This is a genomic window from Maribacter sp. 2-571 (assembly GCF_050589625.1).
Lineage (GTDB): Bacteria > Bacteroidota > Bacteroidia > Flavobacteriales > Flavobacteriaceae > Pelagihabitans.
On record NZ_JBNGOP010000002.1, the window covers coordinates 276,066 to 302,901 of the forward strand.

Here is a 26,836-nt window from a genome sequence, read left to right on the forward strand (position 1 = left end):
CGCACCCTTCTTTACGAAAGGGAAATCAACCTTTTTGGCTTAGGTAATGCCTCCTCTTTTTTAGGAAGTACCAAGCTCAAAATACCAGCTTCATACTTGGCATCTATGGCGTCTACATTTACCGATTCGGGAAGCTCAAATGAACGCTTAAAAGCGCTTTGCACAAATTCCTTTCTAGTATAATTTTCCTCTTGACGCTCTTCCTCTTTTCGAACTTCATACGAAATGGTCAATACATGATTATCGACTTCAAGGTTAAAGTCCTCCTTTACCCTTCCCGGAACGGAAAGTTCAATTTCAAAGTCCTTTTCATTATCCTTGATGTTTACCGCCGGAATTCCCGTACGAGGGTTTTCGATACCGCCGAACCAATCGGGTTTGAAAAATTCATTCACTAATGATGGAAACAACATATGATTTCTTTTAACTAACATAATTTTACTTTTTTTGATTATACTCTTTTAACACTGCAGTACAATAGACAAAAGCCATACCAGTGGAAAAATCATGTCATTTTGTCACTTTCAACAAGCCCAATGGTGACTTTTTGTCGCTTTTCAATAATGTCAAGCGTACATAACGTCAGTATTCCAGGTGGTGTCTTTCTTGTAAAAGGTGCTGTGATTAAAAGAGTTTGAGTTGGATTAAGGTACCAAAGTTTTACCCTATCGGTGTTTTTTCTTTTTCGAAAGGATAGTTGCGGTAAAGCTCCGAGATTCAGGCCGGAGGCCGCGGAGTTTACAAGACGGTTTTCAGTTGGAGACTGAAAAATCCCTACGAAAAAGTGTCTTTTTCTTTGGTTCCGTTTCTTTTGGACAAGCAAAAGAAATGAACGGAAGGCCAAATAAATAGCTAGAAGCTGATTTACAACGTTTAACTTATTATGAAACCATTTTTTAAGTCGAACTAACGTTAAAAGAGGAGTATGAATCGGGGACAGGCGGTCTAGTTGTAGTGCGCCTTAAAAATATTGATCAATACGTCAGGCGGGACAATTTTATCGGGGTATTGGTGCATCAACCCAAGAACTTGCTCAATTGCGGATGGTGGGAGGCCCATACCCAAACCGATATTGTGCAATCGGCTCACCTCAACATCTTGCTGCCGCTGGTCAACGTTCATCAATAATACCAAACGGTGAAAGTGAATGATGCGATCGGCCTCCGTTTTAGGAACATAGTGCGCTACCTCCTTGTCGAACAAGGAATCGAAGGTTTGCCGATCTACCCCTAAATGCGCGGAAACACCCAATAAAAAGTTATACTCCGGTTCTCCCACCTTTTTATCGATTTTGGCAAAGGCGATCATTTCCGATAAAATACTAAGCTTTTCTTTGTATGTGCTCATGAACGGCAATATTACGATCTACGATCGGGACAACAATTATATAACTGATTTAAAATACGTTTCGTATAAATACCCTAATGGAAGGTATTTCCCTTTGGGATGTATTTGAAAGGAACTGCCAGCATATAAAAGGTAAAAACTATGGTTTATAGTGCATGAAGGTGGACGCCAAATCGGGAACGGGGCGTAAAAAACGTCCGCTCCCTCGCTAAATTGTAATACCTTGTCAAAAAATACGGCATGACCAATAATGATGTGTTTAAAAAACTACGTGTAGCGCTAATGCTCCGCGACGATGATATTATGGAAATCCTTGGCCTTGTGAATTTTAAGATCGGAAAAAGTGAATTGGCCGCCTTTTTTCGCAAAGAGGACCACCCCAATTACCGGGAATGTGGAAATCAAATATTGCGCAACTTTCTGAACGGACTGGTGCTCTACTTAAGGGGAACAAAAGAAAATCCGACCTTCCCCGGAGCTGTACTGAAGTCGAAACCAATGGATACTAAAAAAAGCGTGAATACCCAAAAAAACCTAGGCCGACCCGATTTTAAGACCACTCAGCGAAAAAAAGTGGATGTGGCGCTATCTTCGGTGAAGTACAAGAACAAAACAAAAAACAACAGCAAAAAAAAATCCTGATCGAATACTACGATCAGAATGTAATTGCTATACCTTCTACGATTACGAAGCGATTCGGACCGATACGGTGTACTTTTTACCAGCTACATATCCGTTCATGACTACTTTTTTATAGTTCAGTCTGCTTTTCACGAACGTATCCATTTTGGAATCCTCCGTATCTACAGAAAGAACGACGATCTCTTTGTCGTTGTTCAGCATAAAAGTGATGTGGGCGGTCTCCCCGACCGTTTCCTGGGTAAGGTTGTTGAACTTTAAAAAGGAATGGATTTGATAGGACAGACTTTTGACCTCGGTCGGCGCGTTCTTTTTTACAGTGCCTTTTTTACCATTGTTGGCAAATACATTAGCTGAACAAAATAAAACTACCGCTGCCACTACTACACTTAATTTTTTCATGACTTTTCATTTTAAAAGTTTTGATCCGACCTGCGTCGGTTGATTGCAAAACTTGATTATTGATTAATTGATGAATTACTAAAAAGACGCCCCAAAAATGATTTTGTTACAAGGATTTCCTGATTTTAACATTTTTTATTGAACTCATTTAGACTTTTTGGATTGAAGCGAAAATTAGTTATTTAAAGGCCTGTTGAAGACTTTTTTGAGTTTCATAGCAGGGCTACGAGAGGAAAAAAAGGCAAAAACAGGGCTGTAAAGGACAATTTTTTAGCCAATTAAAAAAGTCTAAATGAGTTCATTGAAAATTAAATGGCAAATAGTGCCAAAAACATCGTCTGCATATACCCGTGATGCCCCTACCGGTATTGATGATGGATGGACATTAAAGTTAAAAAACCGGCCACTCCGAAAAGTGACCGGTTCCAAACCAACTCAAACGCAATTGCAAACATAAAATCTTAGCACATTTTTTGAGGGACGTACCTTTATTATCGACGTGCCTCCCACTTATTATTCCAAAGTGGTTTCCCCTTCGTTGGGATTGTATACATAGTTAAAAGTGTAAAAGCGAAATTCGTCCACAAAGCCGTCCGGTTGGGCGGGTGCATCTTTATAGTAACTCAACACTTCTACCTTTGCAAAACGCCCATTATGTGTCCGAATCACTAGTACTGTGCCGGGGATGGGAGTAACCACATTTACCTGGGGGTTATAATTGTACCAGCCGTTATCGCTTCCTGCGGGAATCGCAAAGCCCGTAGCGGAATCTTCTGCAAAAGTGTAATTGGAAGCATCGGTTATGCTGGCGAACGTACCGGTCGCTATGGCCGCTGCTGCATTCCCGTTTCTAACAGGTTCGTCGTTAGAGCCAGTTTCTACTCCACCGTTCACCGCTATTCGTGTACCCCTAAATGCAATATCCCATTCCGTATCGCTTGTGGTAACGCTACCTGTTTCAAAACTGAACTTTGTAAATGGTCCCCCCGCAGGATCCCCGGAAGGTGGTCCGCCCGTCTGCGGGGCCGGGATATTAGTGGCTGTCTCACTTTCTACAGCAACCAGATCAGGAGCATCATCATCATTGTTACAAGCGCCGAGCACCAATGCCAAAAGAAAAAAGAAAAAAGGTTTACCGATCATTTTCATAGTAGTTGTTTTAAAATTGAATATTTATTTTGGTGAATAGTTGTATCCCGGCCAGTCCGGGAATATTGTCCCGATCGGTGTAATCGAATAGGTTATCGGCACCGATCTGTAAAGTGTAATTATCGTTAAACGTCTTGTTCAGGGCCACATTAAAAAGAGCGTACCCATCGACAAAGGTGGTATCGTAACCATCGATTATGCCGTTACCATTACCATCGAACAGACCGTATTTACTTCTGTAGTTGACCCTAAGATTCAGGTCCAAACCACTATTGGGAACGGTATAGAATACTTTAAAATTGGCGGTGTGCCTGGAACGGTTGACGAGCCCAAAATAATCGGAATTATCCAAGGCAATGGTCTGCAGCGTCCGCGGGTCGCGTGCAAAAACCTCGCCCCGTTCCAAAGCCACCTTTTTTTGTTTGTCCTTTGCGTATAATAATTGATACCCTGCAGCCACCTGTAGGTGTTCATTTAACTTATATTGTCCGTCAAGTTCGAGCCCAGTGGTGTAGATTTTGTTAAAATTGGTATAGCTAAAAACATTTTGTCCGTTGGTTTTTCGGGCTATGGCCCTGGTATCGATCAGATTGGTAAAATCGTTTCTAAAACCATTGACCTGAATCTGCAGCTTTCCTTTTCGATAGGAAGCGCCCAAATTATAGCCTATGGAACGTTCGGCCTTTAAGGGTTCCGAAAGTTCCGACAGGTCATATAGAATGTCGATAAGCTGTCCTTGGCCCTCCAGCTCCTGTACCTTGGCAACGGCAACGTTGTATCCAAGCACCGTATAGCCCACTGCAGAATTGGTAAAATCGAAATACAATTGCCTGAAATCGGGCGCCTTAAAACCATAGCCCATGGAACCCTTGACGGAAAGGGCATCGGAAAGCTTCCAATTCATGGCCGCTTTAGGACTAAACTGCGACCGATACTCGCTATGATTGTCAAAGCGTGCGCCTAAAATCATGTTAAGATGCTCCAACGGATAGCCGTCGTATTGGGCGTACACATATTGGGAATCGAACACGACCTGGTCGTCAAAAAAGGTCCGGTCCAAATTTTCATGGTTATAGCCAACTCCGACAATAACATTGTTTTTAGCGCTTACGGTATATGTAGCGCGGATTTCCGGACGGATCAAATTTTGGTCAAACTCGCTTTGGCTGAAAACATCGTCGGTTACCGGGCTCGCCAGTAGTTCCTTCGCCAGATAATTGGTGTAGTAGAGCTCGTATTGCAATTGCATTTTTTTACCGGCACCATCGTCCAATCGCAGATGCAGGTTCCCCTCATCGATATCGCTACTGCCCATAAAAAACGCTTCGTCCACCATCAGCGATGCCTCTTGGTCTTGTTGGTAATATCTTCCGGAGGCGAAAAGTTTGAGGTCCTCGGAAAAATCGTAGGACAGCTGTCCATTAAAGGTATAATTGTTGAAAGGCTCCACTGTTTGCCCAGTTATCTCGGGGCGAAAATCATAGCCATCGCTATGCAAGGTATTCGCGAACAGGCCATAGCCCAGCTTCCCTATTTTTTGGTCAATATTGATGTTCGCGTCATGGGTATTGAAGGAAGCGAAGCGGTACGATACGTTCCCATGTAAGTCTTCCGAATGGGCATCTTCCGTAATAATATTGATCACTCCCCCTAGGGCTTCGGAGCCGTAGAGACTGGATGAGGGGCCTTTGACCACCTCAACTTGTTTGATATTGCCCACTGTCAAACGGCTTAAATCAAAGTTCCCCGAGGAACGTCCCACAAGGGGAACACCGTTGATAAGGATCATCACGTAGTCGGAAGCAATACCCTGCATCTGTACACCACTGAACCCGCTTTCATCCGTTACGGTCACGATTCCGGTCTGTTCGTCAAGAATGTCGTTCAAACGCAGCACCCCCGTTCGTTGCAGTTGCTCTCTTGAAATTAAGGTAACGGGCAGGGGAAGCGACGACAGTTGGCGTAGGGTACGTGTTGCGGTGACCACTACCTCGTCCAAATCCTGTGTAAGCACGGAATCTTTTTGCAGTGGTCCATCTTGACCGCTTACCGGGTAACGGCAAACTATCGCAAAAATGAGCAAAACCAACTTATTCAGATTCATTCTTAATAACTAACAGGGCAAATATATATCTTATTTTTATTCAATCTAAATAAATTTTATATTTTTACGGCAGCAATAACGATCATATAAATACGAACGAAATGAAACGATCAATTTTTACCATAATGGCTTTGGTCATGCTAAACACTTTTGGCATCGCACAGGACACCAAACAACTTCAGGATGCGGCGGCAATCAAAAAAATGTGCGGCTGTTATGAAGTGACCTTCAATTTTGCGGAGACTTTTAATTATAGTAACGACAGCCTTTACAAACCTTCAAAAACCAAAATTGACAAAGGACTTGAATGGGCCCAGCTGGTGACGGACGAGGCGGGTAAAGTGGTGATCCAACATATTCTTCAAGTTGGGGACCCTGCCAAACCGATGATCATCAAACACTGGCGGCAAGACTGGTTGTACGAAAACAAAGAGTTGTACCAGTACAATGGGAATAACAATTGGTCCTATATAAAGAAAGACGATTCCGAAGTAGCGGGGCAATGGACACAAAAGGTGTTTCAGGTCGATGACAGCCCCCGCTATGAGGGCAGTGCCACCTGGGTACATGTAGACGGCAAAAGCTATTGGGAAAATACCACGCCGGCCCCTTTGCCACGAAGGGAGTATACCACTCGGGGCGATTACAACATTACGTTACGCGGCAACCGACATGAGATTACCGAAGCGGGATGGGTACACGACCAGGACAATCAGAAAATAATCCGATCCGGGACAACCGAGGATGTGGTGCTTGCCAAAGAAAAAGGATACAATACCTACCATAGGGTAGCGGACGGGCGCTGTAAGGCCGCGGCCGAATGGTGGCAAACATCACAGGAAAAATGGACCAAAGTTAGGGCGAAATGGGATGCCGTTTTCGCACGAAATACGGATTTGACGCTTCATGAAAAAGTAGCCAACAAAGTGTTGTACAAATACCTTTTCTCCGATGAAGTACAACAAAAAAAGGAAATCGACGAAATTATCGATTCGTTCGTTAGTGATAGCGCCACCGAAAAAACCAATGGAAAATAAGTACGTAATGACCTTGAACAGACTTTTTCCGGTGTTGTTACTATTTTGTGTCGGCAAAATGCTTTGCCAGGACAACGTTTTTTTAAATCGATCGTACTGGAAGGCGAATCCTGACATCGCGACAATAAAATCCGATATCGCCCTAGGTAACGACATCGGTGCATTTACCTCCGCAATGTTCGATCCGGTCTGCTACGCCCTACTCGAGAAAACCGATAACAACACCATTAAATTCCTTTTGACACAAGGAAACAATACGGTAGACAAACGAACCCACGACGGAAGAACCTACCTCTTTTGGGCCGCTTATCGCGGTAACCTGGAAATGATGCGCTATCTGGTGGATAAGGGGGCCAAGGCCACCGAAGTGGATAGCCATGGGTACTCGGTGTTAAATTTTGCCGCAGTAACGGGTCAGACAGACCAACAGCTTTACGATTTTCTATTGGGACACGGAGCGGATATCAAGAATAAAAATACCGACGGTGCCAACGCACTGCTCTTGGTTGCACCATTTTTAAAAAACCTTGACCTGGTAACCTATTTTTCCAGTAAAGGTTTGGACATTAAAGCGAGGGACAACAACGGGAGCGGCCTATTCCTTTATGCCGCAAAAGGCGGTGATGTTCCTTTTTTAAAAACCTTGATAAAAAAGGGGATCCCTTTTGACTATGAGAACGCTAACGGGGACAATGCGATGCTGATGGCCGGTAAGGGCACCCGAAACATACAAGCCACTCTGGATACGTTCATTTATTTAGAGCGTTTGGGCATTAAGGCCAATAGCAGCAATTTTCAGGGACAAAATGTGCTGCATTCCCTTGCCTATCGGTGCACGGACCGGGAAGTATTCGAACATTTTATCCAGCGGGGCGTAGATGTGAATAAAAGTGACGCTGATGGGCATACCCCATTTATGAATGCGGTATCAAGAAACGCGCTACCCATTGTCACCTACCTTCTTGAACAGCAGGGAAATCATAATGCTTTGGATAATGCCGGCCGATCCTCACTGACCAAAGCGGTTGAGCACAATAGTGCCGATGTGGTAGACCTTCTTTTAAAAAAGGGTGCTAAAAGTAACATCCTAGACGATAAGGGCAGTTCCATAGCATACTATCTGTTAAAGGCGTACGAACCCAAAAAAACAGCACCCTTTGATGCCAAATTGCGTTTACTTCTGGAAAAGGGAGTGGTGATGACCGCTATACAAGAAAATGGAAATACCCTTTTGCATATTGCCGCCAGGGAAAACAACTTTGGGCTCTTAAAACGCCTGGAGGAATTCAAGATACCCATCGATCATTTGAACAACGAGGGCTATACGGCACTACATTTGGCTGCAATGAGCGGTACGGATGCGGCACTTTTAAAGTATCTGATAACGCTAGGTGCGAACAAGGAACTAAAAACGGCCTTTGATGAAACCACCTACCAACTCATAAGTGAAAATGAGCTTTTGCAAGATCAGCTGGCCCAACTGGATTTTTTAAGATGATACAGCGCCAAAAAAAATGAAAGTTATGAAAAAAAGCATGCTATTAATGTTCGCCCTAATTGCCTTGGGAATAACCGGTTTTATCCCGCCAGTGGAAACCCAACAATACAAATGTATGATCCAACTGACCAATTATACTGGGGAAGGGGCATATGTAGTGGTATCCTTGTTGGATGTTAAAGATGCGTACTTGGAAACCTTGTATGTACAAGGGGACGATAAGGAATGGTATCGGGATATCGAGGAGTGGTGGAAAAACCTGTATGGGACCAAAAGACCCGATATTGACGGCATTACCGGGGAAACGGTTACCGGAGGGCAGCGTAAAATGGTACTTTTGAACATCCCTAAGGACAAAATCGATAAGGGATATAAAATTCGTTTTGAATCCGCGGTAGAGGATCAAGACTATTTTAAGGACGATGTCGAGTTTGAGTTGACCTCCGAAAATTTGAACTCTAAAAAAGAAGGGAAAGGTTTTATCCGTTATGTACGGATGTTACCCAAATAGAAAATAGGATGTCCATTACCATATGGAGGTATGCCCACCTTATTTTGGCCATTGTTTCCGCAGTTTTTTTAACGATTGCCGCGTTAACGGGAATCATTCTTGCTTTTGAACCGATTTCCGATGCGGCACAACCTTTTAAAAAAGTAGCTTTAAACGAAGTTTCGCTGGAGAAAACGATCCGCGCACTGCAGAACGACCATGATGAAATATTGGCTTTGGAAATCGATGCAAACGATTTTGTAATCGCCTCCGTAATTACCAAAACCGGCCGTTCCGAACGCATATATGTAGACCCTGTAACGGGCAATACCCTAGGAAGCCCAAAAGAGAAGTTGCAAATCTTCAAATGGGCCGTTACGCTACACCGTTCGCTATTCCTTAAGACCATTGGTCGCGCTTTTATGGGGGTTACTTCTTTTTTACTTTACCTTATCTGTGTAACCGGATTTTTTCTATTGGCCAGACGACAAGGTGGAATCAAAAGAATCTTTTCCAAGGTCCAGAAAGATGCTTTTGTACAACGCTACCACGCCATTACTGGACAATGGGCCATGCTTCCGGTGTTTCTTGTTGCCGCTACGGGGTTTTTCCTTTCCGCTGAAAAGTTTTCGTTGTTGCCGAAAATGTCAGGTACCGACACTCCCAAAACTAGCATAACCCATGAAAAGGGAGAGGCCAAAGGAACGACTCCAATTTTTCAAACAATATTTTTGAACGATGTCAGGTTGGTAACCTTTCCTTTTTCCGATGCGCCTGAGGACCATTTCGAAATTGACTTACGGGACCGACAAATATTGGTACATCAACATAGTGGTGCTATTTTGAACGAGAAAACCTACCCTTTTGTAGCCTTGGCCTCCAGCTTAAGTTTAAAACTGCATACGGGACAAGGGAGTATATTATGGTCGTTGTTATTGATCTTCACCGGTATTTCGATTCTCTTTTTTGTGTATTCGGGTACCATAATGGGGCTCAAACGTCTTAGAAGGCTCCGCACCTTAAACCCAATGTCCGATAAGGATGCCTCCGAATATATCCTTTTAGTGGGATCGGAAACGGGTACGACTTCGGATTTTGCCACCCTGTTCCAAAATGCGCTTGTCCGATCCCGGAAAAGTGTTTTCAAAGCACCTATGGATTCCTATACCACGTACAAAATGGCCAAGCATATCATTGTTTTCACCGCAACCTATGGTAAAGGCGACCCTCCCGCAAACGCGCGCAATTTTATAAACGTTTTCAACACAACACCAGTACGCCGTCCAATGGAGTATAGCGTTTTGGGGTTTGGCTCTTTAAGATATCCGGAGTATTGTCAATACGCCGTGGACGTAGCGAAACGTTTGCAGGAGCATCCGTATTTCAAGTCAAGCGTTCCCCTTAATAAGATCAACAATGCCTCATTCGCGGCATTTGACCATTGGGTATCGCAGTGGGGCCTGGCAAATAAGGTTCCTTTGCAACTACAAAAACCTCTAAAACCAAATAAACGGTTTATCTCCCGCCCCTTCAAAGTAATCCATAGAACCCTTTTGAACGGGGACGACACTTTTTTGATTCGACTAAGACCGCAAAACCATGGTTCGTTCGAATCGGGAGATCTGTTAGTGCATTGCCCCGAGGCGGGAAGTGCGCCCAGAATGTACTCCATTGCACGAATTGAAAACGATATCCTATTAAGTATTAAAAAACACGAATTCGGCATATCTTCCAACTACTTTTATTCGCTAACAGAAAATGACATTGTTCATGCCGCAATTCAAAAAAATCCTCCGTTTCATTTGCCAAAAAATATTCCTTGTTTATTATGCATCGGCAACGGTACAGGTATCGCCCCATTTTTAGGGATAATCGCTGCAAACGAACGCCACATTCCGATACAGCTTTACTGGGGCGGTCGTACGGAAGATTCCCTTTCGCTGTACAAAACATATCTCGACGGCTCCATAGCAACTAAAAAGCTGACTTCTTTTAAAACAGCTTATTCCCGCGGCCCCTTAAGAAAAATGTATGTTCAAGATCTCCTAAAACAAGAACGTATTCTTATTGCGGAACAATTGTCGGCCGGTGCAGTTATTATGCTATGTGGCTCCATAGCGATGCAACAGGAAGTTCTGAGGGTTCTAGAGGTTATCGTAACTGAGCAATTGAAGACATCCCTAAGTGAATTCGAGCGGAAGGGACAGCTAAAAATGGACTGTTATTAATACCGTTTTAACTTTGAAGGGTATAAGTAAGGTTTTGGGTTTTTCCAAGAGTGGCAACCCCTTATCCGCTTACGATATGGCACTAAAAAAAGGAAGCCTTTTGGCTTCCTTTTTATATATGACCTTGTTATAATCGTTGATTACAATACTTCCTTAACCTTATCGGCAGCTTCTTGAAACTGCACCGCAGAATGCACGGCCAATCCCGAGTTATCGATAATCTCCTTGGCCAGTTCCGCATTTGTTCCCTGCAAGCGAACAATGATCGGTACTTTAATGGCATCACCCATATTTTTATAGGCATCGACCACTCCTTGCGCTACACGATCACAGCGAACAATACCACCGAATATGTTGATGAGTATCGCTTTTACGGCAGGGTCCTTTAAAATGATACGAAAGGCTTCCTCTACCCGTTTTGCATCGGCAGTACCACCGACGTCCAAAAAGTTGGCAGGTTCTCCCCCGGCCATCTTTATCAGGTCCATGGTCGCCATGGCCAAACCGGCACCGTTTACCATACAACCAACGTTCCCATCAAGATCTACATAGTTCAGGCCTACTTCCCGTGCTTCTACCTCGATAGGGTTTTCCTCTCTTAAATCACGCATTTCGGCATATGCCTTTCTGCGGTATAGGGCATTGTCGTCAATGGACACTTTGGCATCTACCGCCATGATCTTGTCGTCCGAGGTTTTTAATACCGGATTGATTTCGAACATACTGGAATCGCTCTCGACATAGGCTTTGTATAATGCCGCAACAAACTTCGTCATTTCCTTAAAAGCACCTCCGGAGAGTCCCAAGTTAAAAGCTACTTTTCGTGCCTGAAATGGCAATAGCCCCGTTGCCGGATCAATTTCTTCCGTGTAGATCAAGTGTGGTGTCTTTTCGGCCACCTCTTCGATATCCATTCCACCTTCGGTAGAATACATGATCATGTTACGGCCGGTTCCTCTATTCAATAGCACGGACATATAAAACTCATTGGTCTCGCTATCCCCGGGATAGTAAACGTCCTCGGCAATCAATACCTTATGTACTTTTTTTCCTTCTGCGGATGTTTGCGGGGTAATCAGATTCATTCCGATGATCTGCCCTGCAATTTCCTCTACCTCCTTCAAATTTTTGGCCAGTTTTACGCCGCCGCCCTTTCCACGACCACCGGCATGAACCTGTGCCTTGATCACGTGCCAACCGGTACCGGTTTCGGCCGTTAACTGCTTTGCCGCGTCAACCGCTTCCTTTGCATTGTTTGCAACGAGGCCCCGTTGGATGCGCACGCCAAAACTTGCTAAAATCTCTTTTCCCTGATATTCGTGAAGGTTCATATATGAAGGTATCTTTAAGTTCGGATGCAAAAATAGGAAACGTATCGGATTTACACTAATGATGTAGGGAACATAACGGAGATATATCTTCCTTCTCCTATCTGTTCGAGAAAAAGCCTTAAACTATAACGGGTAACACCCCTTAAAATACTATCGGTAGCTTTTGAAAAATAGGCACTAATACAACAAGAACTTTATGAACTATTGCCCTCCGATTTCCAAGCCTTCGAAATCTAAAGGATCAAAGTTTTTGAAATGTCCGTTCAGGGTTATGGTACGTTTCGTTCGGTCCACTTCTTTTAAAACCGCTATTGTGGCCAACAAATGCCCTCTGATATAGGCCAAACGCTCACTCTCCTTGGTCATGAGCAACAATTCGTATTCCTGCTCCATAGAAAGTCCCATTTTGTGTACTAGCACAAAACTGTGAAACTTGGAAACGGGTATGGGTGTAAAGGGTACCTCCATCAGGTGATACAACTCTTCTATTTTTGAAAGCACTGCTTCTCGCATAGCATCGTCCGCATCGTTGATGTTCTCCAAAAAACGTACCCGACCGCCGGCATAAAGCTTGTCGTTGAGTTGGTTTTCGAAAGTCAACACCTTAAACACCTGCCGTGCCACACAGGTAACATCCATCTCTCCCCCCTCATAGGTGGTAACCACCTCTACCAATTGTACCTCTGTCCCATAGGCCAATCCGCCATTAATATATACCGGTATCCCAAAAGTTATCGCCTCGGAACGACAGTCCAATATCAATTGTTTGTACCGGTCTTCGAAAATGTGCAATGGCACCGTCTCGCCGGGAAAAAAAATAGATTGTAATGGAAATAAGGGGAGCACCATAGTTTTTTTTCAAAAATACAACTCGCCCGTAAGTACTACAAACTTATAGCATCTTTACATTTGTTTTATTTATAACATTTTGTTTTATTTATAATATCGATGTTTATTTTTTTTGTACGAAACGAATAATGCCATTACTTTAGCGTAAAATATATGTTATGCAGCCCAATGAACTTCTGAAAATAGCCGAGACGCATGGTGACCCAATCTATGTGTACGACTCTTCAAAAATTATCGCGCAATTCAACCGATTGACAAAAGCGTTTCGGACCGTTCCGAAACTTAAATTGAACTATGCGGCAAAAGCGCTTTCCAATATCAGTATCTTAAAACTGATGAACAGTTTGGGTAGCGGTCTGGATACCGTTTCGATCCAAGAGGTACAGCTCGGGCTACTGGCCGGTTTTAAACCGGAATCCATTATTTTCACACCCAACGGTGTTTCGTTGGAAGAGATAGAGGAGGCGGCCAAACTAGGGGTACGCATCAACATCGACAATCTTTCGGTATTGGAACAGTTCGGGAGCAAACATCCGGACATTCCGGTATGCATCCGGATCAATCCGCATGTTATGGCAGGGGGGAATTCCAACATTTCCGTAGGGCATATCGATTCCAAATTTGGTATCAGCATTCACCAAATTCCACATTTGTTGCGGATCGTGAACCTCACCCAAATGAACATTAACGGTATACACATGCATACCGGAAGTGATATTTTGGATATCGATGTGTTCCTTTATGCTTCCGAAATTTTATTCGATACAGCCAAAAATTTCAAGAATCTTGACTTTATCGATTTTGGTAGCGGCTTTAAAGTGCCCTACAAAGAAGGCGACATTGAAACGAATGTGGAAGAGCTCGGGAAAAAGTTGGGATCTCGTTTTAATGAATTTTGCGCGGAATACGGAAAGGAACTCACTTTGGCCTTTGAACCGGGCAAGTTTTTGGTCAGCGAAGCGGGCTATTTTCTAACCAAGGTCAATGTGGTAAAGCAAACGACATCGACCGTTTTTGCAAGTGTCGACTCCGGTTTTAACCATTTGATTCGCCCTATGTTATATGGTGCACATCACCAAATCGTCAATATTTCGAATACAAAAGGACGCGAGCGTTATTATTCCGTGGTAGGCTACATCTGTGAAACGGACACCTTTGCCAGCAACCGTCGGATCAACGAAATATCCGAAGGTGATATCCTTTGTTTTAAAAATGCCGGGGCCTATTGTTTTACCATGGCCAGCAACTACAATTCCCGATTTAGGCCTGCCGAAGTGCTTTGGCACGAAGGGAAGGCCATTTTGATCCGAGAACGGGAAAATTTTGATGACCTGATCAGGAACCAAGTGGACGTTAAAGATCTTTTTACGACCAAAAAAGAAAAAGCCGCGGTAAAATAACCGCGGCCCAATTTTCCCAAATAGGGTTACTATTACAAATTGTTTTCCAATAGCGTCTGTAACGCTTTGGCCCTATCGTCTATCTGATCGATGTTGGTGGTAGGTTTATGGTCCAAGGTCAATTCCTTATTTTCAAAAGAAGCCCACTTGGCCGCGTAACTGACCCCAGCCTCGTTTTTGATGTGGAGCTTTTCCAAACTCTCGGCTATCGCCTCTTTGCCCATATCATCGGCGCAAATGCTTTCCAATGCCTGCAATAAGGGTTGAAAATATACTTTAGGCCATGCCTTCTCATATAAATGGCTCATACCGTCGATGGCAAGGCTGTCCCAAGCAACATTTACGGTTACCTCCTTACCGACCACTTTTTTAAGTTCCTCCAAAAAGGTATTGTATTCGTTTTCTTGAAAGGCTTTTACCACTCTTCTTTCTGCTAATCCCATTTTTCTTTTTTTTAGGTTATACTATGGTTTCTATTTTTTCTTTTAAATTTTGTTCAAGCGCTACCGGCAATTTTTGGTTTAGGTCAATGATGACTACAATGGCACCTTCTTTCCGATCCACCTTCAGCGGGCCATCATGTGTTTCCAGAACAACACTTTTGTATGACGATATGGCTTCCTTTCCCAACGGATCTGCCGCTATTTGCCCCAACACTGTAGCCAATGCCCCTAAAAAGGGCTTCAATTGATATTTCTCCTTGTCCGTTAACGGTTTCGCCAGCACCGTTTCCAGGTCGAGTACCACCCCAAGATCGGTTTGCATGGCATCTGCAATTGCCTTTACATTACGTTTTAGTTGTAATCCGGTGGGTATCTCCGATACCGGAACCTCAAAAAAGGCACCATCGGTCAGTAGCGACAACGATAGGTCGGGGTTCATTATTTCAACACTGATCAAGCTTCCAATATTTACATAGCCCAAATTTCCGTTTGTCCCAAAAAGGAGGGTATTTCCTTCCACATCCTTCTTTAGCGGAATTCCCTCGAATACCGTTCCCGAAGATAGTCCCAGACGAATTTGAACCATTTTTTCCAATGCTTCCGTTCTTGAATTAAAGGCCAGTACTTTTTCAAAAATGTTCAAGGGACCGGCCACCAAAATCTCTGGTAATATCGCTTTCAAATTTCGCATGGGTATGTAGTTTTTCGGTGAACATTGTTTTTGCTAACGCATTTCAAAACCATAGATTGTATTATGGCATCAGGTTTTATGATTATCGCGATACGAAGGTAAATTGTTGACGACTCCGTCCGTTACCCGTTTTCCGTGAAAAACACTACCCGGAAACCGGAGGCATACCCATTTAAAATAAAGCTGCCCAATTTTCGTTAGTTTTGGTATAGTTGTTGGACTAATTAAAAAAAGTAATCAAATGAGTATAGTTGCCCCGCATTTTAAAAAAATGGTTTTCGTGCTATTCCTTGGCCTCGGTATGGTCGCGGTACAGGCGCAAGAGGTGGAATGGCTCTCTTGGGACGAAGCTTCGGAAATGGCCAAGACCGATAAAAATCCAAAGAAAATATTCATAGATGTGTATACGGATTGGTGCGGTTGGTGCAAAAAAATGGATAAGGATACGTTTCAGAACGCCGAAGTGGCCGCTTATATGAAGGAGAACTTTTATATGGTGAAATTGGACGGGGAAGGAAAAGAACCGATAGAATATAAAGGGAAGACCTATAACTTTGTGCCTTCCGGCAGAAAAGGCTATCATGAATTTGCCGCTGCACTGCTACAGGGAAAACTCAGCTATCCCACTACTGTTTTTTTGGATGAGGAGCTGAACATGTTATCTCCCGTACCCGGCTATCAAAAACCCGAACCTTTTTTAAATATCGCCAAGTATTTTGGTGACGATATTTATAAGGAAAAAGACTGGAAGAGTTATTCCGGTCAGGGGGAGTAAAAAAGGTTTTATTTTATTGCAGGGGCTATTCGATTGAAAAGAATATCGCAGTATTCCCGTTCTGTCTCTAGCTGTAGAAAATGTCCACAATTTTCTATTTTAAAAACTTCACAATCTGTCAAAACTGATGTCAAGGTTGTTCCAGGGCCATGCCAGGGCTGAAAACTATCGTTCATTGCCCAAATAAGGTCTACCGGAATTTCAACTTTTGATAACAACTCCATATTACCTGATGTGTGTTTGCTGCTGAGCCGCCGTAGCATTTTTTGAAATTTTCGGATTCTCCGGCTTTTGTTAAATTTACCGTCATAAAAAATACGATCAAATTCGGACCGAGATAAGTTGTTCCTATGAAATGTTTTTGACAAAGCATTGTATAACTTATCCTCTTTGAACTTACCGGCCATAGCCATCCAGTAAAACAGGCCTAATCGGCTTGCTTTTATCATCCTTGTTACGCTTTTGATCGGCCAGCTAGAACCCGTCACACAATTGCTCAACACCGCTTTGACGAATAACTGTTCATGCTTTGCAATTAAAATTTGTACGATACCGCCACCTATATCATGTCCCACTAGCGTTATTTCATTCAAACCCAAATGATGAAAAAACTGAACTAGGAGTTCTGCCATATAGCTCATATCATAGTAGCGAGCGTTTTTAACTATAGTTTCTCCATATCCGGATAAATCAGGGGCCAAACAGTAAAATCCTTTGGTAATCAAATAGGTCATCGTCCCGCGCCATAGCTCAGATGAGGCGGGAATACCATGCAGGAATACCACTGGAGCGCCATACTTTTCCCCTCCCTCTAAAACGGAGATGATATTATCATCAATAGTATAATTATTCCTTTCAATCTGGGCGTTAAACATGTTTTCATAATTTTTTACAGGTCAAAACTATTCATTCCCAGAAAAGAAACCAATAAGTAACCAACTGTAAACCAAGTATATAAAACGAAAGCAACGCTGAAAACCAATGGATTGGAACAGAAAAAAATTATAAAAACTTTGGAGGTACCAAAGGAACGTACAAATACTGGAAACTTGAGGGAGTATTAACGCATCGCGGTCCTTTGGTAAAGTCCGCAAAAAAACGAAAACTACCGTAACCAAAAAAGATTTTTAGGTCATTGGAATTCCGTTCCGTACTTCTGTACCATTGGAATACCGTAAAACCAGTAACCGGTCATACCCTGCTAACGGACCAATAGATGGTGATGAAAACCGCCTATTGACCTTACGGCATACGGTAATTTCTAAAAGACTCCAATAACCTAAAAACGAGTAAGAAATAAAACCCGATCCGTACTACCTGCTATAGTTAGGGGATTCCTTGGTAATGGTTACATCGTGTGGATGGCTTTCATTGATACCACTGGCGGTAATTTTAACGAACCTTCCATTTTCCTGAAGGGAAGCGATGTCCTTGGCACCGCAATAGCCCATACCTGCCCGCAATCCGCCGACAAATTGGTGAATGCTCTCGAACAATTCCCCTTTGTACGGTACGCGACCTACAATACCTTCGGGCACCAGTTTTTTAATATCGTCCTCCACATCTTGAAAGTATCGGTCCTTCGACCCCTGTTTCATGGCTTCTACGGAGCCCATACCCCGGTACGATTTGAATTTTCTGCCTTCATAAATGATGGTTTCGCCCGGCGATTCTTTAGTTCCCGCCAAAAGGGAGCCCAACATTACCGTATCGGCCCCTGCGGCAATGGCTTTCGGGATATCCCCGGTATACCGTATTCCCCCGTCGGCGATTACGGGAACTCCACTACCCTTTATTGCGGCAGCTACTTCAAGTACTGCGGAAAATTGTGGGAAACCGACTCCGGCCACTACTCGTGTGGTACATATCGAACCTGGACCGATACCGACCTTTACGGCATCGGCGCCCGCTTCCACCAAATACTTTGCAGCTTCGGCGGTAGCGATGTTTCCGACAATAACTTCCAGATCGGGAAACTGTTTTTTAACCGCTTTTAATACATTCACCACTCCTTTGGTATGCCCATGTGCGGTATCGATTACCACGGCATCTACGCCCGCGGCTACCAAGGCACTGGCACGGTCCACCGCATCGCCGGTGACTCCCAATGCCGCAGCTACCCGTAGCCGACCGTAGCGGTCTTTATTGGCTATCGGTTTTTGGGTGAGTTTGGTAATGTCCCTAAAGGTGATCAATCCCACCAATTTGTAGTCTTTGTCGACCACTGGTAGCTTTTCGATCTTATTTTCCTGTAAAATGTCTTCTGCTTGGGCCAAGGAGGTCCCTTCGCTTACCGTTACCAGATTTTCGGTAGTCATTACCTCGGAAATCGGACGTTCGTTGTTTTTCTCGAACCGCAGGTCGCGATTGGTGACGATTCCGATAAGCTTGCCCGCATCATCAACGATGGGAATACCCCCGATACTGAATTCGGCCATATTGGATTTGGCATCCTTGACCAACGCATCGGTAGGAAGGGTAACGGGATCCATGATCATGCCACTCTCCGCACGTTTTACCTTCCGCACCTTGAGCGCTTGCTGCTCGATGGTCATGTTTTTGTGCAGCACACCGATTCCACCTTCCTGAGCAATGGCTATGGCCATTCTGGACTCCGTAACGGTATCCATTGCCGCAGAAACGATAGGAACGTTTATGGTAATATTTCTGGTGAATCTTGTTTTGATGCTTACTTCTCTAGGAAGCACTTCGGAAAAAGCTGGAACGAGGAGTACGTCGTCATAAGTGAGACCTTCTCCGAGAATTTTATTGAGGTGGGCTTGCATTGCAATTATGGATTAATTGCGTGCAAATGTAATTAAAAAAACAGGAACGAGCGCTATGGGAAAGCAATAAAGAAAAAGTAACCTGTATGTCGTCTTTTTCAAAAGGAACGGTTTCAGAAACCTACTTCTTCCTATCTGTCCGACCCCCTTGGCGTCCCCAACGTTAATTGGACACCTGATACTGCTCCCGTACCTTTCTCGTCCATGCGATCAGGGCCTCCTTCTCTTCTTCCGAAAAACCGCCGTGTAGCAATTGATATCCTTTTTCAGGCATTTCACCTTCCTCTACCTCCTCGATCAACTCGTCCAATTTATGGTCCCTTTTCTTTGTGTCATAGCTGTCCCAGGCCGACACATTGAAGTGCTCGTTCCCTTCTTCCACATGGTCCGCAATGATATAGGACATTGGGGCTATTTCAGAGTACCAAGGATATTCCGTTTTATTGCTATGGCAATCGTAGCATTTGTTTTCCAAGATCGTTTTTATCTCGGGAGTCGGTTTGGTGTCGGCCTCAAAGGAGGCAACATCGCGATAGGGCGCCTCATTCTTCTCCGGGCGATAAAACTGGATCAATACAAAAACGACCAAAAGGGCCAATAAGATTTTTCTTAGGATTTTCATTAGTAAAACTATTGCAGGTTATTTTTAATTTCTTCATTTAAGCAAAAAGCCCGAACCAATTCATATTTTAAACTGTAAGGTAGTATAAAATGTTCTTGGTTCAGATGGAATAATTCCCGGCCCGGGATAGCCCGTGGCCCTACGTGTAAAATACGTATTATTCAGCACATTATTGATGCCCGCCTCCAAACGCCATTTTTTATAGGTATATGAAAAAGAAGCGTCCAATATATCGTACGATGGAATAGTACCTTCGATTCCCCTTTGGTTATCGGAAACGTCTTGGGGGGCATTCGTCGCATCGGTAAACTGGGTGGACAAGTAGGTGTATTGCAAACTTCCCAGTAGATTTTTGTAGCCAAAATTCAATCCCGTCTTGAGGTTGACACGAGGTATAAACTCCACTTCGTTGCCTTCCCGTAGCGGCAACACTTGGGTCGCCCCGGCCAGGGTCAAAGGGTTTACGCGAACATATTCGGAGCGGGTCAATGCCAAATTCGAAAACAGGTTCAATTGGTATACCTCATTTTGGTTCCACAAGGTTTCGGTAATGTTCCAATCCACAAAACTTTCCAACCCATAGATAAACGCGTCCCCAATGTTGCCCCTTACCCGAACGGTACCGTTGGTATCGGTAGCAAGTAAGGCTTCTCCCAAACGATTATCGTAAAACAGGCCAAAAGCACTAATGTCGTAGGATAGCGTGTTTTTATAACGCCCACGGACGCCCAGATCGGCAGTTAATCCATCTTCGTCCGTAATATTGGGATCTACCTGAAAAGATGGGTTGACCACACGTATATCGCTAAAGGTAACCGAACGATAGTTTTGCGAAACGTTGCCATAAACTTCCATTCCCGGCACTATATTATAGGTGGCCCCCAGACCGAGCAATACAAAGCTGCGGTCGAATATTCGGTTGTCCTCGATTTCTTCGTTCGACAAGGGATTGCCCGCCAAATCTAAGGCAATATTCTTGTAGCTTCCGACACTCTCGGTTCGGATATGTTCAAAACGAAAACCCGGGGTTATCGATAGTTTGTCGGTAATATTAAACACGTTCTCACCGAACAGGGCCACGTTCAGGTTGGGAAAATCAAATTGTGATTGCCGTTCGTAATTTGGGAACTCATCGTCCCTAAAGTTGAAATCGGCGTTGGAGGCATTGCTCCCTGGACCTTGACGTTGATCGTTGTCGGTATTGTAAAACTTGGCCCCCAAAAGCAGGGCAGATTCTTTGTTCCACAGGGTGTATCGCGATAAAACCCGCGCTTCGGCACCCCAATTTTGAAAATTATCGACCAATAGTTCCCGTGGTTCTTCCAACACATCGGGTTGCGATACCCGATTGGTTCGGAAACCCAGCGCTTTTCGGGAGGCATCGAGCCCAAACACGTTGAAACTAAAGTCCGTTTTTGATGAAAACCGATGGTCCAACCGAACCGAAAATAGTTTCCAATCCACATCGAACCAATTCCGTGTCCGATTACTAAAGGTAGGATCTTCAATAAACTGGGCATCGGTAAGCCCTCCCGCCTGTTGGGCCAAATAATTTAAAAAAGTGGTCTCTACACTGATTTTTGTACGATCGGACCATTGATATCCGATATGCGCAAAGTAATTACGACTGTTGAAATTGGAGTTCGGCCGAAACCCCTCTCCTTCTTTATAATTGAAGTAGGTGTAGTAACTCAACTTGCCTACGGTTCCGCTCAAACTGTTAAAGCTTGTTCGGAGATCAAAGGAACCTACCGTCTGCCGAGAGGTCCATTCGACCTTTTTGTTCGGATTTGGTTTTTTAAACTTAAAATTGATCAACCCCCCGAACTGTGTCCCATATTGTAGCGAAGCCGCTCCCCTCACTACCTGTATTTCCTCCAGTGCTTCTGCGGGCGGGGTGTAGTAGCTTTCGGGATATCCCAGCACATCGGCACTGATGTCGTACCCATTTTGTCTGGTATTAAAGTTGGCGGTACGGTTGGGGTCCAATCCCCTTCCCCCGATGTTGAGCTGTAATCCCGCATCGCCATTATCGTAGATATTGAGCCCCACTACTTGCCCGTATACCTGTCTTGCATTATTGGCTGCCAAGTTGCCGGTAATGCCCTCCAACAAAACGACCTCACTTTTTTTACCGGCGTAGATGGCGGTGCCCTCCACTTTTTTCAATTGTTGCAGGGCGAAAAGGCGGTTTCGGCGTTGGGTAAGCACCACTTCCGTCAACTTTTCTGTTCGTAGCGGCTTTAATTGAATATTGACCGTAAGCGATTTATCAAAGGTGAGCGCTTCCTCGTATACGTCATATTCAAAGGCAAAAACGATCAAGGTGTACTTTCCGCCCGAAACCTCCGAAAAACCGAACGTGCCGTCTTCCTCTGTATATTCCAACCGCTGCAGTTCCTTTAAGTATACCTCCGCGTCGGCTATGGGTTCGCCCTTATCATTGGTCACCGTTCCGTTGATGACGTTTTGTCCATAAAGGACCAACGAAAAAAATATCATTATGATACTACTATAGCCCTTTGATCTCATCTTTGAACGGAATAATCCAGTTTTTGTGTGCGAACGATTCTTTTTGCGCTGCCAAATTTACGGCAGGATCTACAAACGTGGTACTCAATCTTCCATTTAAGGCCACTTGGTTATCAACATAAACTTCCACTTGTGCATGCCCTTGTTTTTCGAAATGTTCTTTAAGATAATGTGCGTACTCTAAAATAAAATCGGCCTGGAACGCCATTTGCTTTTCCTGAAAGGGGGTTAGAAAGTCGCTGTTGTCGACATAAAACCATTTTCCAGAATCCCCGTTTACGATCTTGAATTGTGCATATCCCGATTTTTCTACCAGCATCACCCGCCAAGAAAAACGGTACCCCTCTTCAGTCCAAAACAGCTCCCCCGGATAGCAGAGGTATCGAAACGGAACCAATACTTGCAACGTAAAAAAACCGATCAAAACCACGTAGGCCATCTTAAAAGCACTCTTCGGCCTCCATGTAGCGCCGACCCCATCAAGGGTTTTTGATAAACGCAACATCTTGGTAAAAAACCCAAGTATCTTACGGTGTACCCGGGCATCAAAGAAAATAAGCGTTGATACGATCATAATATAAGGGAACATCCCGATGGGGAACAGTACCCTTGTCAGTACGTGAAATACCACAACGGCAACAAATGCCAAGACCCTTGTTCTTCGGTATAACAATAAAAATGGAATAAACAGGTCGTAACCGGTACCCAACCAGCTAAAGGCATAGGGTGCCCATTCCGTCTGTACCAGGTTTCCCAAAAGGGGAGTGTCGAATTTGGAGGGCAGCCATATTTTAAGGGGCATCCCTTTTACCAACCAGTCGGAATTCAATTTTGCCAATCCCGCATAAACGTACACGATACCCAGAAGCAATTTTAAGCTGTTGATCGCCCAAACGGGAACATATTTGAACGCCTTTTGGGGATGTTGCCGGGCGTCTACCGAAAAGTATGCATTGGCCGGTAGAAACAACATTAAAAAACTTACTACACTGATAAAATAATAGTGATTGAGATAGGTGGTCTTGTCCATCAGTTCGATATAGGTAAAACTGACAAAAAACAAGGCCATAGCGATACGGTATTTGTACCCTATTGCCACCATAAGAGCCGAAAACCCGCAAACGAAAAAAATCAAATAGGTATAGTCGCCCAATGGTTTTACCCATTCAAAACCATAATACGAAAAGAAAAATTGCGGTTGGACATACAATTTCTCAATCCAACCGTAGCTCCAAAACCGAACGATGCTAACGAACATCATCAGGCCGAATAAAATACGAAAGACCGCCAATGGGGCGGCCTCTACGTTTTGAAATAGATATTTTTCTTTAAAGGATGTCATGGATCAATCGCCATCGGCATCGACAAAATCAATACTGATGCTCATCGCGGAAACCATATCCACCTTCAACAACGGAATCGCCCGTTGTACTTCATCGTAGGCATTGCCCATTTCGGTAGGAACGGTATTTTCCATCAATTCTTCTTTGAACGGGCGTAAGGAAGCGACACTTTCTTTGGCCTTGTTGAATTGGGTGTTGATCAAATCGGTCAAACTCTCCCCTCCTTTAACGGAATTGAGCGTCTCTAAATAAGTGGCCAAGCTTTCACCGGTCTCGTTGGAACCAAAATGTTTTCCATTAAAAAAGTCCTGTACCGCCGATAGTCCTTCTAAAAACAGGGTGTTGGATATGGTACCTTCATGGAAGGCCTCTACCCTATCGGGAAGGGTACTTCCGGAAAAAACACCTAACGGAATTCCCATCTTACCTGCCCTTAAAAACTTTTCGTAGTAAAAGATAAAATCGTTCACAAACCGATCCACGGAGGCCGTAGCAGAAGCACCATCATTGGATACGAATGTATTACGGTACCCATTGTTCCACTCCGATAGCACCGTTCCGGTCAAACCGACCATATCGGTTATTACTTTATCGGTATAGGCCAATAACTGTTCCCTATCGGCTTCATTGTACTTGGAAACAATGGCCTCATCGGTATCCGCCAAGCCATTTATTAGATAATCCAAGGCCGGAAAACCCTTGGCGTCCCTATTGGAGGGCAAGGCCAAATCGGAAGTACCGTTCATGTTCGCGGTTACCTTTTCGGCATCCACGGGATAGGTATTGATGTTCAACCGAAATCCCGCGGACTCCGCCGGACCGATCTCAAACATGGAAACCCTTTGCCAAGCCAGGTAGCTGGACAACCAAGCGGCACGAAAGGCCACCAAATTGTCGGTACTGGCATCCGACCGAAACGCCTCGAACGTTCCCTGTAACACCTCCAGTTCCGAAGCAAAGGCCTCATAGGAAGGCACGATAATATTATCGGCCCAGTTAACCAACAACGTGCTCCGTTCAAAAGATACCGGTTTGGGGTCGTCAGTTGGGGTTTCGTCCCCCTGAGAACCACCTGTGGTTCCGTCATCGGAAGAACATCCGCCTAAGGCTATCAGCAAAAAAGCAAGGATAAAGTATCGGCTCATGGCTTATTTTTATTTATTCTAATTAAGCAAAAGTAAAAAAGCGCCTTGTTTCTTCCTAAAAACTTGACGCTTTTTTTTAACATTGTATCAACACGTTTCCATTATTCTGCCGCTTGTTCCAGGGTAAAGGAAAAACGATTCGCAATGCTGGCGGAAAGTGCATCCAAGGTTTCGGGGGTGACATCCCAGAGACCATTTTCGCCATCACCCAATAAATCGGAAAGTAGGACGTCGGTTTCCGTCTTTGAAAAATAGGGGGCGTCAGTGTCCGGTGTTCTGGTAAATTGCAAACTATAAATGAAACCGTATCCTTCGGAAAGATCATGAAAAGCGGTACCATAGGCCGGGGTTTCACCTCCTATGGAAGCTTTCGCCTGTTGCAAATAGTATACCGCACGAATGGCAATGATTTCGGAAATTTTCTCCCTAATGATGGCTGCTTGTGCATCTCGGGTAACGTAATCTTTGGCAACAATTGCGGCCCGACCCAGTTTAAATGCCTGAAAAATGGTATCGGCAATCCCTGCAAAATCGGCGTCGCCCTCTACCCTACCAACATATTTGTTTAAAAAACTATCGGCACCCAAGTCGGCATTCGGGTCGGCAACATCGGCATTTAGGCCGTATACATATCCATAGGCCTCGTCCCATTTGTGCTCCATATCGGTATAGGACTTCCCTTCCGCTACGGTGTCCGAATCGTTGTTGGTTCTATTGTCCCCAGCATCCAAAACTGCAGGACTCAAATAGTTGTTCAATGCCTGATCGACCATTAATGCCCCGATCAGTCCTTTATTGAACAGTTGGTTGTATTCCAATCCCTGTCCGCTCACATACCGTGTTGACGAACCATCGGCCAACTGACCGGGATTACCGGGACTGGCCACTGTATCAAACTCTGGAAAAACCTCATTTGCCTGAGCGGACAACCATCCATCAAAATCGGCACGTATCGTCGATTGGTCTGCTGTATTGGCAGAAAAATAATCGGTAGAGGCCGCCGTCTTGCTTTTCAGGTTTTTGGAGGAACCATTTAAATCCAAATCCATAAAGTTACTTTCTCCTTCTTCATGAGCATATTTGGCCAACAGTTCCGCATCCGTATTGACGGGGTCTTTAAGGGCATCCAACAATTCTTCGCCCATGAGCAAGCGGGTGGTTTGTCCATTAAAATCTACTGTTGAAACACCATTCCGTTCAAATACATAGGTATCCGGATTATCAATGGCGGCAGCACAAGGAGTGCAGCTTCCACCGCAATCCACTCCGGTCTCATCTCCGTTTTGTATGCCGTCGGAACAGCTGGCTTCCACCGTTACCGGATCATTATCATCGGAACTGCATGCACTTAAAAAAACTAGGGCCATCGCCGCTATAAAAGGTATTGTATTCTTCATCAGGTGTATTTATTTAGACCTATTTTAAATAAAAATCAAAACTAGTGGAGAAATCTGTTTTGTCCAAAATTTATTTTAATTAAATCTAAATAAGCTCAAAATTTAACATTAAGCTAACCTGAAAAAAGAAAGAGAAAAGAACATAAACAAGTTCAACTGTCAAATTCATTCCCCGCAATACTGAATACTTCGTACTACTTGAAAAAAGACCGCTGCGCTGAAGGAACAAGGATAAAAGACAAATTCAAATTCAAGTTCAAGTGTCAATCTCAATCTCAAATCTAGAAGAATTACCGCTAACCACTTTTTACCAATTACTTTTTACTTACCACTCAATAGTGTCCGGTTGTAACTAAAAGATTTTCAATTGGTTGCAATTGTCGTTCTTTGAAATTTGAAATTCGTTCTGGCTAAATAGTTCATTTAGAGGTACTTTATCAAAAGCCGATACACTTAAGATTTGTAGCATTTCGTGCATATTTTGTTGGATTTGGCATTTGCTCCTTACAATGGCTACCAAAAGATAAGCGGCCACCGCTATCCATATCTGCGTTTTTACCGCATTTTCGCTCTGGCCCCAGAAAACCTTGACCCTGAGATGCTGCTTTATCCAGCGGAAAAAAATCTC

The 26,836-nt window shown here is 44.0% G+C and carries 25 protein-coding genes; 8 read left to right on the top strand and 17 right to left on the bottom strand.

Features of this window, described 5'->3' with window-relative positions; all coding sequences use genetic code 11:
• Positions 1 to 11: 11 nt before the first annotated feature.
• On the bottom strand, positions 12 to 434 hold the full coding sequence (locus tag ACRD7P_RS02580; protein WP_430905919.1) for an Hsp20/alpha crystallin family protein: 423 nt from the start codon (positions 432 to 434) through the stop codon (positions 12 to 14).
• 511 nt (positions 435 to 945) lie between these two features.
• Positions 946 to 1,347 carry a TerB family tellurite resistance protein gene (locus ACRD7P_RS02585; protein ID WP_430905920.1) on the bottom strand — a complete coding sequence of 134 codons (402 nt, stop codon included), beginning with the start codon at positions 1,345 to 1,347 and terminating at the stop codon, positions 946 to 948.
• 240 nt (positions 1,348 to 1,587) lie between these two features.
• Here ACRD7P_RS02585 and ACRD7P_RS02590 point away from each other — a divergent pair, with 240 nt between their 5' ends.
• Positions 1,588 to 1,989, top strand: a complete 402-nt coding sequence (locus ACRD7P_RS02590; protein ID WP_430905921.1) for a DUF1456 family protein — start codon at positions 1,588 to 1,590, stop codon at positions 1,987 to 1,989.
• 42 nt (positions 1,990 to 2,031) lie between these two features.
• On the opposite strand, the gene ACRD7P_RS02595 is transcribed toward ACRD7P_RS02590, so the two are convergent.
• Positions 2,032 to 2,388 (bottom strand): hypothetical protein, encoded by a 357-nt coding sequence (locus tag ACRD7P_RS02595; protein ID WP_430905922.1) that lies wholly within the window; start codon positions 2,386 to 2,388, stop codon positions 2,032 to 2,034.
• A 292-nt stretch (positions 2,389 to 2,680) separates the two neighbouring features.
• Here ACRD7P_RS02595 and ACRD7P_RS02600 point away from each other — a divergent pair, with 292 nt between their 5' ends.
• Positions 2,681 to 2,845, top strand: coding sequence for a hypothetical protein (locus tag ACRD7P_RS02600; protein WP_430905923.1), 165 nt, complete (start codon positions 2,681 to 2,683; stop codon positions 2,843 to 2,845).
• Between the two features lie 56 nt (positions 2,846 to 2,901).
• Here ACRD7P_RS02600 and ACRD7P_RS02605 read toward each other — a convergent pair whose 3' ends face one another.
• Both ACRD7P_RS02605 and ACRD7P_RS02610 read right to left on the bottom strand, forming a co-directional pair.
• On the bottom strand, positions 2,902 to 3,537 hold the full coding sequence (locus ACRD7P_RS02605; protein ID WP_430905924.1) for an HmuY family protein: 636 nt from the start codon (positions 3,535 to 3,537) through the stop codon (positions 2,902 to 2,904).
• A 10-nt stretch (positions 3,538 to 3,547) separates the two neighbouring features.
• A complete protein-coding gene (locus ACRD7P_RS02610; protein WP_430905925.1) occupies positions 3,548 to 5,641 on the bottom strand; it encodes a TonB-dependent receptor plug domain-containing protein in 2,094 nt (697 codons plus the stop codon).
• A gap of 101 nt (positions 5,642 to 5,742) precedes the next feature.
• Here ACRD7P_RS02610 and ACRD7P_RS02615 point away from each other — a divergent pair, with 101 nt between their 5' ends.
• From ACRD7P_RS02615 to ACRD7P_RS02630, 4 genes are read left to right on the top strand one after another with little or no spacing between them, the layout of a single operon-like run.
• Entirely contained in the window at positions 5,743 to 6,678 is a 936-nt protein-coding gene (locus tag ACRD7P_RS02615) for a DUF6607 family protein (RefSeq protein WP_430905926.1), read from the top strand.
• Complete coding sequence (locus tag ACRD7P_RS02620; protein WP_430905927.1) at positions 6,668 to 8,176, top strand: ankyrin repeat domain-containing protein; 1,509 nt, start codon at positions 6,668 to 6,670, stop codon at positions 8,174 to 8,176. Before ACRD7P_RS02615 ends, ACRD7P_RS02620 begins: the two co-directional genes overlap by 11 nt.
• 25 nt (positions 8,177 to 8,201) lie before the next feature.
• The gene (locus tag ACRD7P_RS02625; RefSeq protein WP_430905928.1) at positions 8,202 to 8,687 is read left to right on the top strand and encodes a DUF2271 domain-containing protein; all 486 of its coding nucleotides are present in this window, start codon (positions 8,202 to 8,204) and stop codon (positions 8,685 to 8,687) included.
• A gap of 8 nt (positions 8,688 to 8,695) precedes the next feature.
• Complete coding sequence (locus ACRD7P_RS02630) at positions 8,696 to 10,894, top strand: PepSY domain-containing protein (RefSeq protein ID WP_430905929.1); 2,199 nt, start codon at positions 8,696 to 8,698, stop codon at positions 10,892 to 10,894.
• A gap of 140 nt (positions 10,895 to 11,034) precedes the next feature.
• Here the strand turns inward: ACRD7P_RS02630 and sucC are convergent, their stop codons facing one another.
• Positions 11,035 to 12,225, bottom strand: a complete 1,191-nt coding sequence (gene sucC, locus ACRD7P_RS02635; RefSeq protein ID WP_430905930.1) for an ADP-forming succinate--CoA ligase subunit beta — start codon at positions 12,223 to 12,225, stop codon at positions 11,035 to 11,037.
• A gap of 201 nt (positions 12,226 to 12,426) precedes the next feature.
• Positions 12,427 to 13,074 carry an LON peptidase substrate-binding domain-containing protein gene (locus ACRD7P_RS02640; protein WP_430905931.1) on the bottom strand — a complete coding sequence of 216 codons (648 nt, stop codon included), beginning with the start codon at positions 13,072 to 13,074 and terminating at the stop codon, positions 12,427 to 12,429.
• A gap of 158 nt (positions 13,075 to 13,232) precedes the next feature.
• Here ACRD7P_RS02640 and lysA point away from each other — a divergent pair, with 158 nt between their 5' ends.
• Entirely contained in the window at positions 13,233 to 14,474 is a 1,242-nt protein-coding gene (lysA, locus tag ACRD7P_RS02645) for a diaminopimelate decarboxylase (protein ID WP_430905932.1), read from the top strand.
• Positions 14,475 to 14,506: 32 nt separating this feature from the next.
• On the opposite strand, the gene ACRD7P_RS02650 is transcribed toward lysA, so the two are convergent.
• Positions 14,507 to 14,917 (bottom strand): hypothetical protein, encoded by a 411-nt coding sequence (locus ACRD7P_RS02650; protein WP_430905933.1) that lies wholly within the window; start codon positions 14,915 to 14,917, stop codon positions 14,507 to 14,509.
• A gap of 16 nt (positions 14,918 to 14,933) precedes the next feature.
• Complete coding sequence (locus tag ACRD7P_RS02655; protein WP_430905934.1) at positions 14,934 to 15,608, bottom strand: hypothetical protein; 675 nt, start codon at positions 15,606 to 15,608, stop codon at positions 14,934 to 14,936.
• Between the two features lie 271 nt (positions 15,609 to 15,879).
• Between ACRD7P_RS02655 and ACRD7P_RS02660 the strand changes: the two genes are divergently transcribed.
• A complete protein-coding gene (locus ACRD7P_RS02660) occupies positions 15,880 to 16,383 on the top strand; it encodes a thioredoxin family protein (RefSeq protein ID WP_430905949.1) in 504 nt (167 codons plus the stop codon).
• Between the two features lie 8 nt (positions 16,384 to 16,391).
• On the opposite strand, the gene ACRD7P_RS02665 is transcribed toward ACRD7P_RS02660, so the two are convergent.
• From ACRD7P_RS02665 to ACRD7P_RS02700, 8 genes are all read right to left on the bottom strand, one after another.
• Positions 16,392 to 17,258, bottom strand: a complete 867-nt coding sequence (locus ACRD7P_RS02665; RefSeq protein WP_430905935.1) for an alpha/beta fold hydrolase — start codon at positions 17,256 to 17,258, stop codon at positions 16,392 to 16,394.
• 438 nt (positions 17,259 to 17,696) lie between these two features.
• Positions 17,697 to 19,169: an IMP dehydrogenase gene (gene guaB, locus ACRD7P_RS02670; protein ID WP_430905936.1), complete on the bottom strand. Its 1,473-nt coding sequence runs from the start codon at positions 19,167 to 19,169 to the stop codon at positions 17,697 to 17,699.
• 163 nt (positions 19,170 to 19,332) lie between these two features.
• Positions 19,333 to 19,791, bottom strand: a complete 459-nt coding sequence (locus ACRD7P_RS02675) for a heme-binding domain-containing protein (protein WP_430905937.1) — start codon at positions 19,789 to 19,791, stop codon at positions 19,333 to 19,335.
• Between the two features lie 60 nt (positions 19,792 to 19,851).
• Positions 19,852 to 22,323 carry a TonB-dependent receptor domain-containing protein gene (locus ACRD7P_RS02680; protein ID WP_430905938.1) on the bottom strand — a complete coding sequence of 824 codons (2,472 nt, stop codon included), beginning with the start codon at positions 22,321 to 22,323 and terminating at the stop codon, positions 19,852 to 19,854.
• Complete coding sequence (locus tag ACRD7P_RS02685) at positions 22,304 to 23,665, bottom strand: HTTM domain-containing protein (protein WP_430905939.1); 1,362 nt, start codon at positions 23,663 to 23,665, stop codon at positions 22,304 to 22,306. The genes ACRD7P_RS02680 and ACRD7P_RS02685 overlap by 20 nt, the downstream gene beginning before the upstream one ends.
• Positions 23,666 to 23,668: 3 nt before the next feature.
• Positions 23,669 to 24,811 (bottom strand): imelysin family protein, encoded by a 1,143-nt coding sequence (locus tag ACRD7P_RS02690; RefSeq protein ID WP_430905940.1) that lies wholly within the window; start codon positions 24,809 to 24,811, stop codon positions 23,669 to 23,671.
• A gap of 101 nt (positions 24,812 to 24,912) precedes the next feature.
• Positions 24,913 to 26,208, bottom strand: a complete 1,296-nt coding sequence (locus ACRD7P_RS02695; RefSeq protein ID WP_430905941.1) for a DUF4856 domain-containing protein — start codon at positions 26,206 to 26,208, stop codon at positions 24,913 to 24,915.
• Between the two features lie 437 nt (positions 26,209 to 26,645).
• On the bottom strand, positions 26,646 to 26,836 hold a 191-nt coding region (locus ACRD7P_RS02700), incomplete at its 5' end, for a hypothetical protein (RefSeq protein ID WP_430905950.1).

Excerpts from the sequence above, each read along its gene's own strand:
- lysA (WP_430905932.1), top strand. The coding sequence starts at position 13,233 with ATGCAGCCCAATGAACTTCTGAAAATAGCCGAGACGCATGGTGACCCA.
- ACRD7P_RS02585 (WP_430905920.1), bottom strand. The coding sequence starts at position 1,347 with ATGAGCACATACAAAGAAAAGCTTAGTATTTTATCGGAAATGATCGCC.
- ACRD7P_RS02675 (WP_430905937.1), bottom strand. The coding sequence starts at position 19,791 with ATGAAAATCCTAAGAAAAATCTTATTGGCCCTTTTGGTCGTTTTTGTA.
- ACRD7P_RS02605 (WP_430905924.1), bottom strand. The coding sequence starts at position 3,537 with ATGAAAATGATCGGTAAACCTTTTTTCTTTTTTCTTTTGGCATTGGTG.
- ACRD7P_RS02580 (WP_430905919.1), bottom strand. The coding sequence starts at position 434 with ATGTTAGTTAAAAGAAATCATATGTTGTTTCCATCATTAGTGAATGAA.
- ACRD7P_RS02640 (WP_430905931.1), bottom strand. The coding sequence starts at position 13,074 with ATGGTGCTCCCCTTATTTCCATTACAATCTATTTTTTTTCCCGGCGAG.
- ACRD7P_RS02625 (WP_430905928.1), top strand. The coding sequence starts at position 8,202 with ATGAAAAAAAGCATGCTATTAATGTTCGCCCTAATTGCCTTGGGAATA.
- ACRD7P_RS02660 (WP_430905949.1), top strand. The coding sequence starts at position 15,880 with ATGGTTTTCGTGCTATTCCTTGGCCTCGGTATGGTCGCGGTACAGGCG.
- ACRD7P_RS02685 (WP_430905939.1), bottom strand. The coding sequence starts at position 23,665 with ATGACATCCTTTAAAGAAAAATATCTATTTCAAAACGTAGAGGCCGCC.
- ACRD7P_RS02695 (WP_430905941.1), bottom strand. The coding sequence starts at position 26,208 with ATGAAGAATACAATACCTTTTATAGCGGCGATGGCCCTAGTTTTTTTA.
- guaB (WP_430905936.1), bottom strand. The coding sequence starts at position 19,169 with ATGCAAGCCCACCTCAATAAAATTCTCGGAGAAGGTCTCACTTATGAC.
- ACRD7P_RS02650 (WP_430905933.1), bottom strand. The coding sequence starts at position 14,917 with ATGGGATTAGCAGAAAGAAGAGTGGTAAAAGCCTTTCAAGAAAACGAA.
- ACRD7P_RS02615 (WP_430905926.1), top strand. The coding sequence starts at position 5,743 with ATGAAACGATCAATTTTTACCATAATGGCTTTGGTCATGCTAAACACT.
- ACRD7P_RS02595 (WP_430905922.1), bottom strand. The coding sequence starts at position 2,388 with ATGAAAAAATTAAGTGTAGTAGTGGCAGCGGTAGTTTTATTTTGTTCA.
- ACRD7P_RS02655 (WP_430905934.1), bottom strand. The coding sequence starts at position 15,608 with ATGCGAAATTTGAAAGCGATATTACCAGAGATTTTGGTGGCCGGTCCC.
- ACRD7P_RS02680 (WP_430905938.1), bottom strand. The coding sequence starts at position 22,323 with ATGAGATCAAAGGGCTATAGTAGTATCATAATGATATTTTTTTCGTTG.
- sucC (WP_430905930.1), bottom strand. The coding sequence starts at position 12,225 with ATGAACCTTCACGAATATCAGGGAAAAGAGATTTTAGCAAGTTTTGGC.
- ACRD7P_RS02630 (WP_430905929.1), top strand. The coding sequence starts at position 8,696 with ATGTCCATTACCATATGGAGGTATGCCCACCTTATTTTGGCCATTGTT.
- ACRD7P_RS02620 (WP_430905927.1), top strand. The coding sequence starts at position 6,668 with ATGGAAAATAAGTACGTAATGACCTTGAACAGACTTTTTCCGGTGTTG.
- ACRD7P_RS02690 (WP_430905940.1), bottom strand. The coding sequence starts at position 24,811 with ATGAGCCGATACTTTATCCTTGCTTTTTTGCTGATAGCCTTAGGCGGA.
- ACRD7P_RS02665 (WP_430905935.1), bottom strand. The coding sequence starts at position 17,258 with ATGTTTAACGCCCAGATTGAAAGGAATAATTATACTATTGATGATAAT.
- ACRD7P_RS02600 (WP_430905923.1), top strand. The coding sequence starts at position 2,681 with ATGAGTTCATTGAAAATTAAATGGCAAATAGTGCCAAAAACATCGTCT.
- ACRD7P_RS02610 (WP_430905925.1), bottom strand. The coding sequence starts at position 5,641 with ATGAATCTGAATAAGTTGGTTTTGCTCATTTTTGCGATAGTTTGCCGT.
- ACRD7P_RS02590 (WP_430905921.1), top strand. The coding sequence starts at position 1,588 with ATGACCAATAATGATGTGTTTAAAAAACTACGTGTAGCGCTAATGCTC.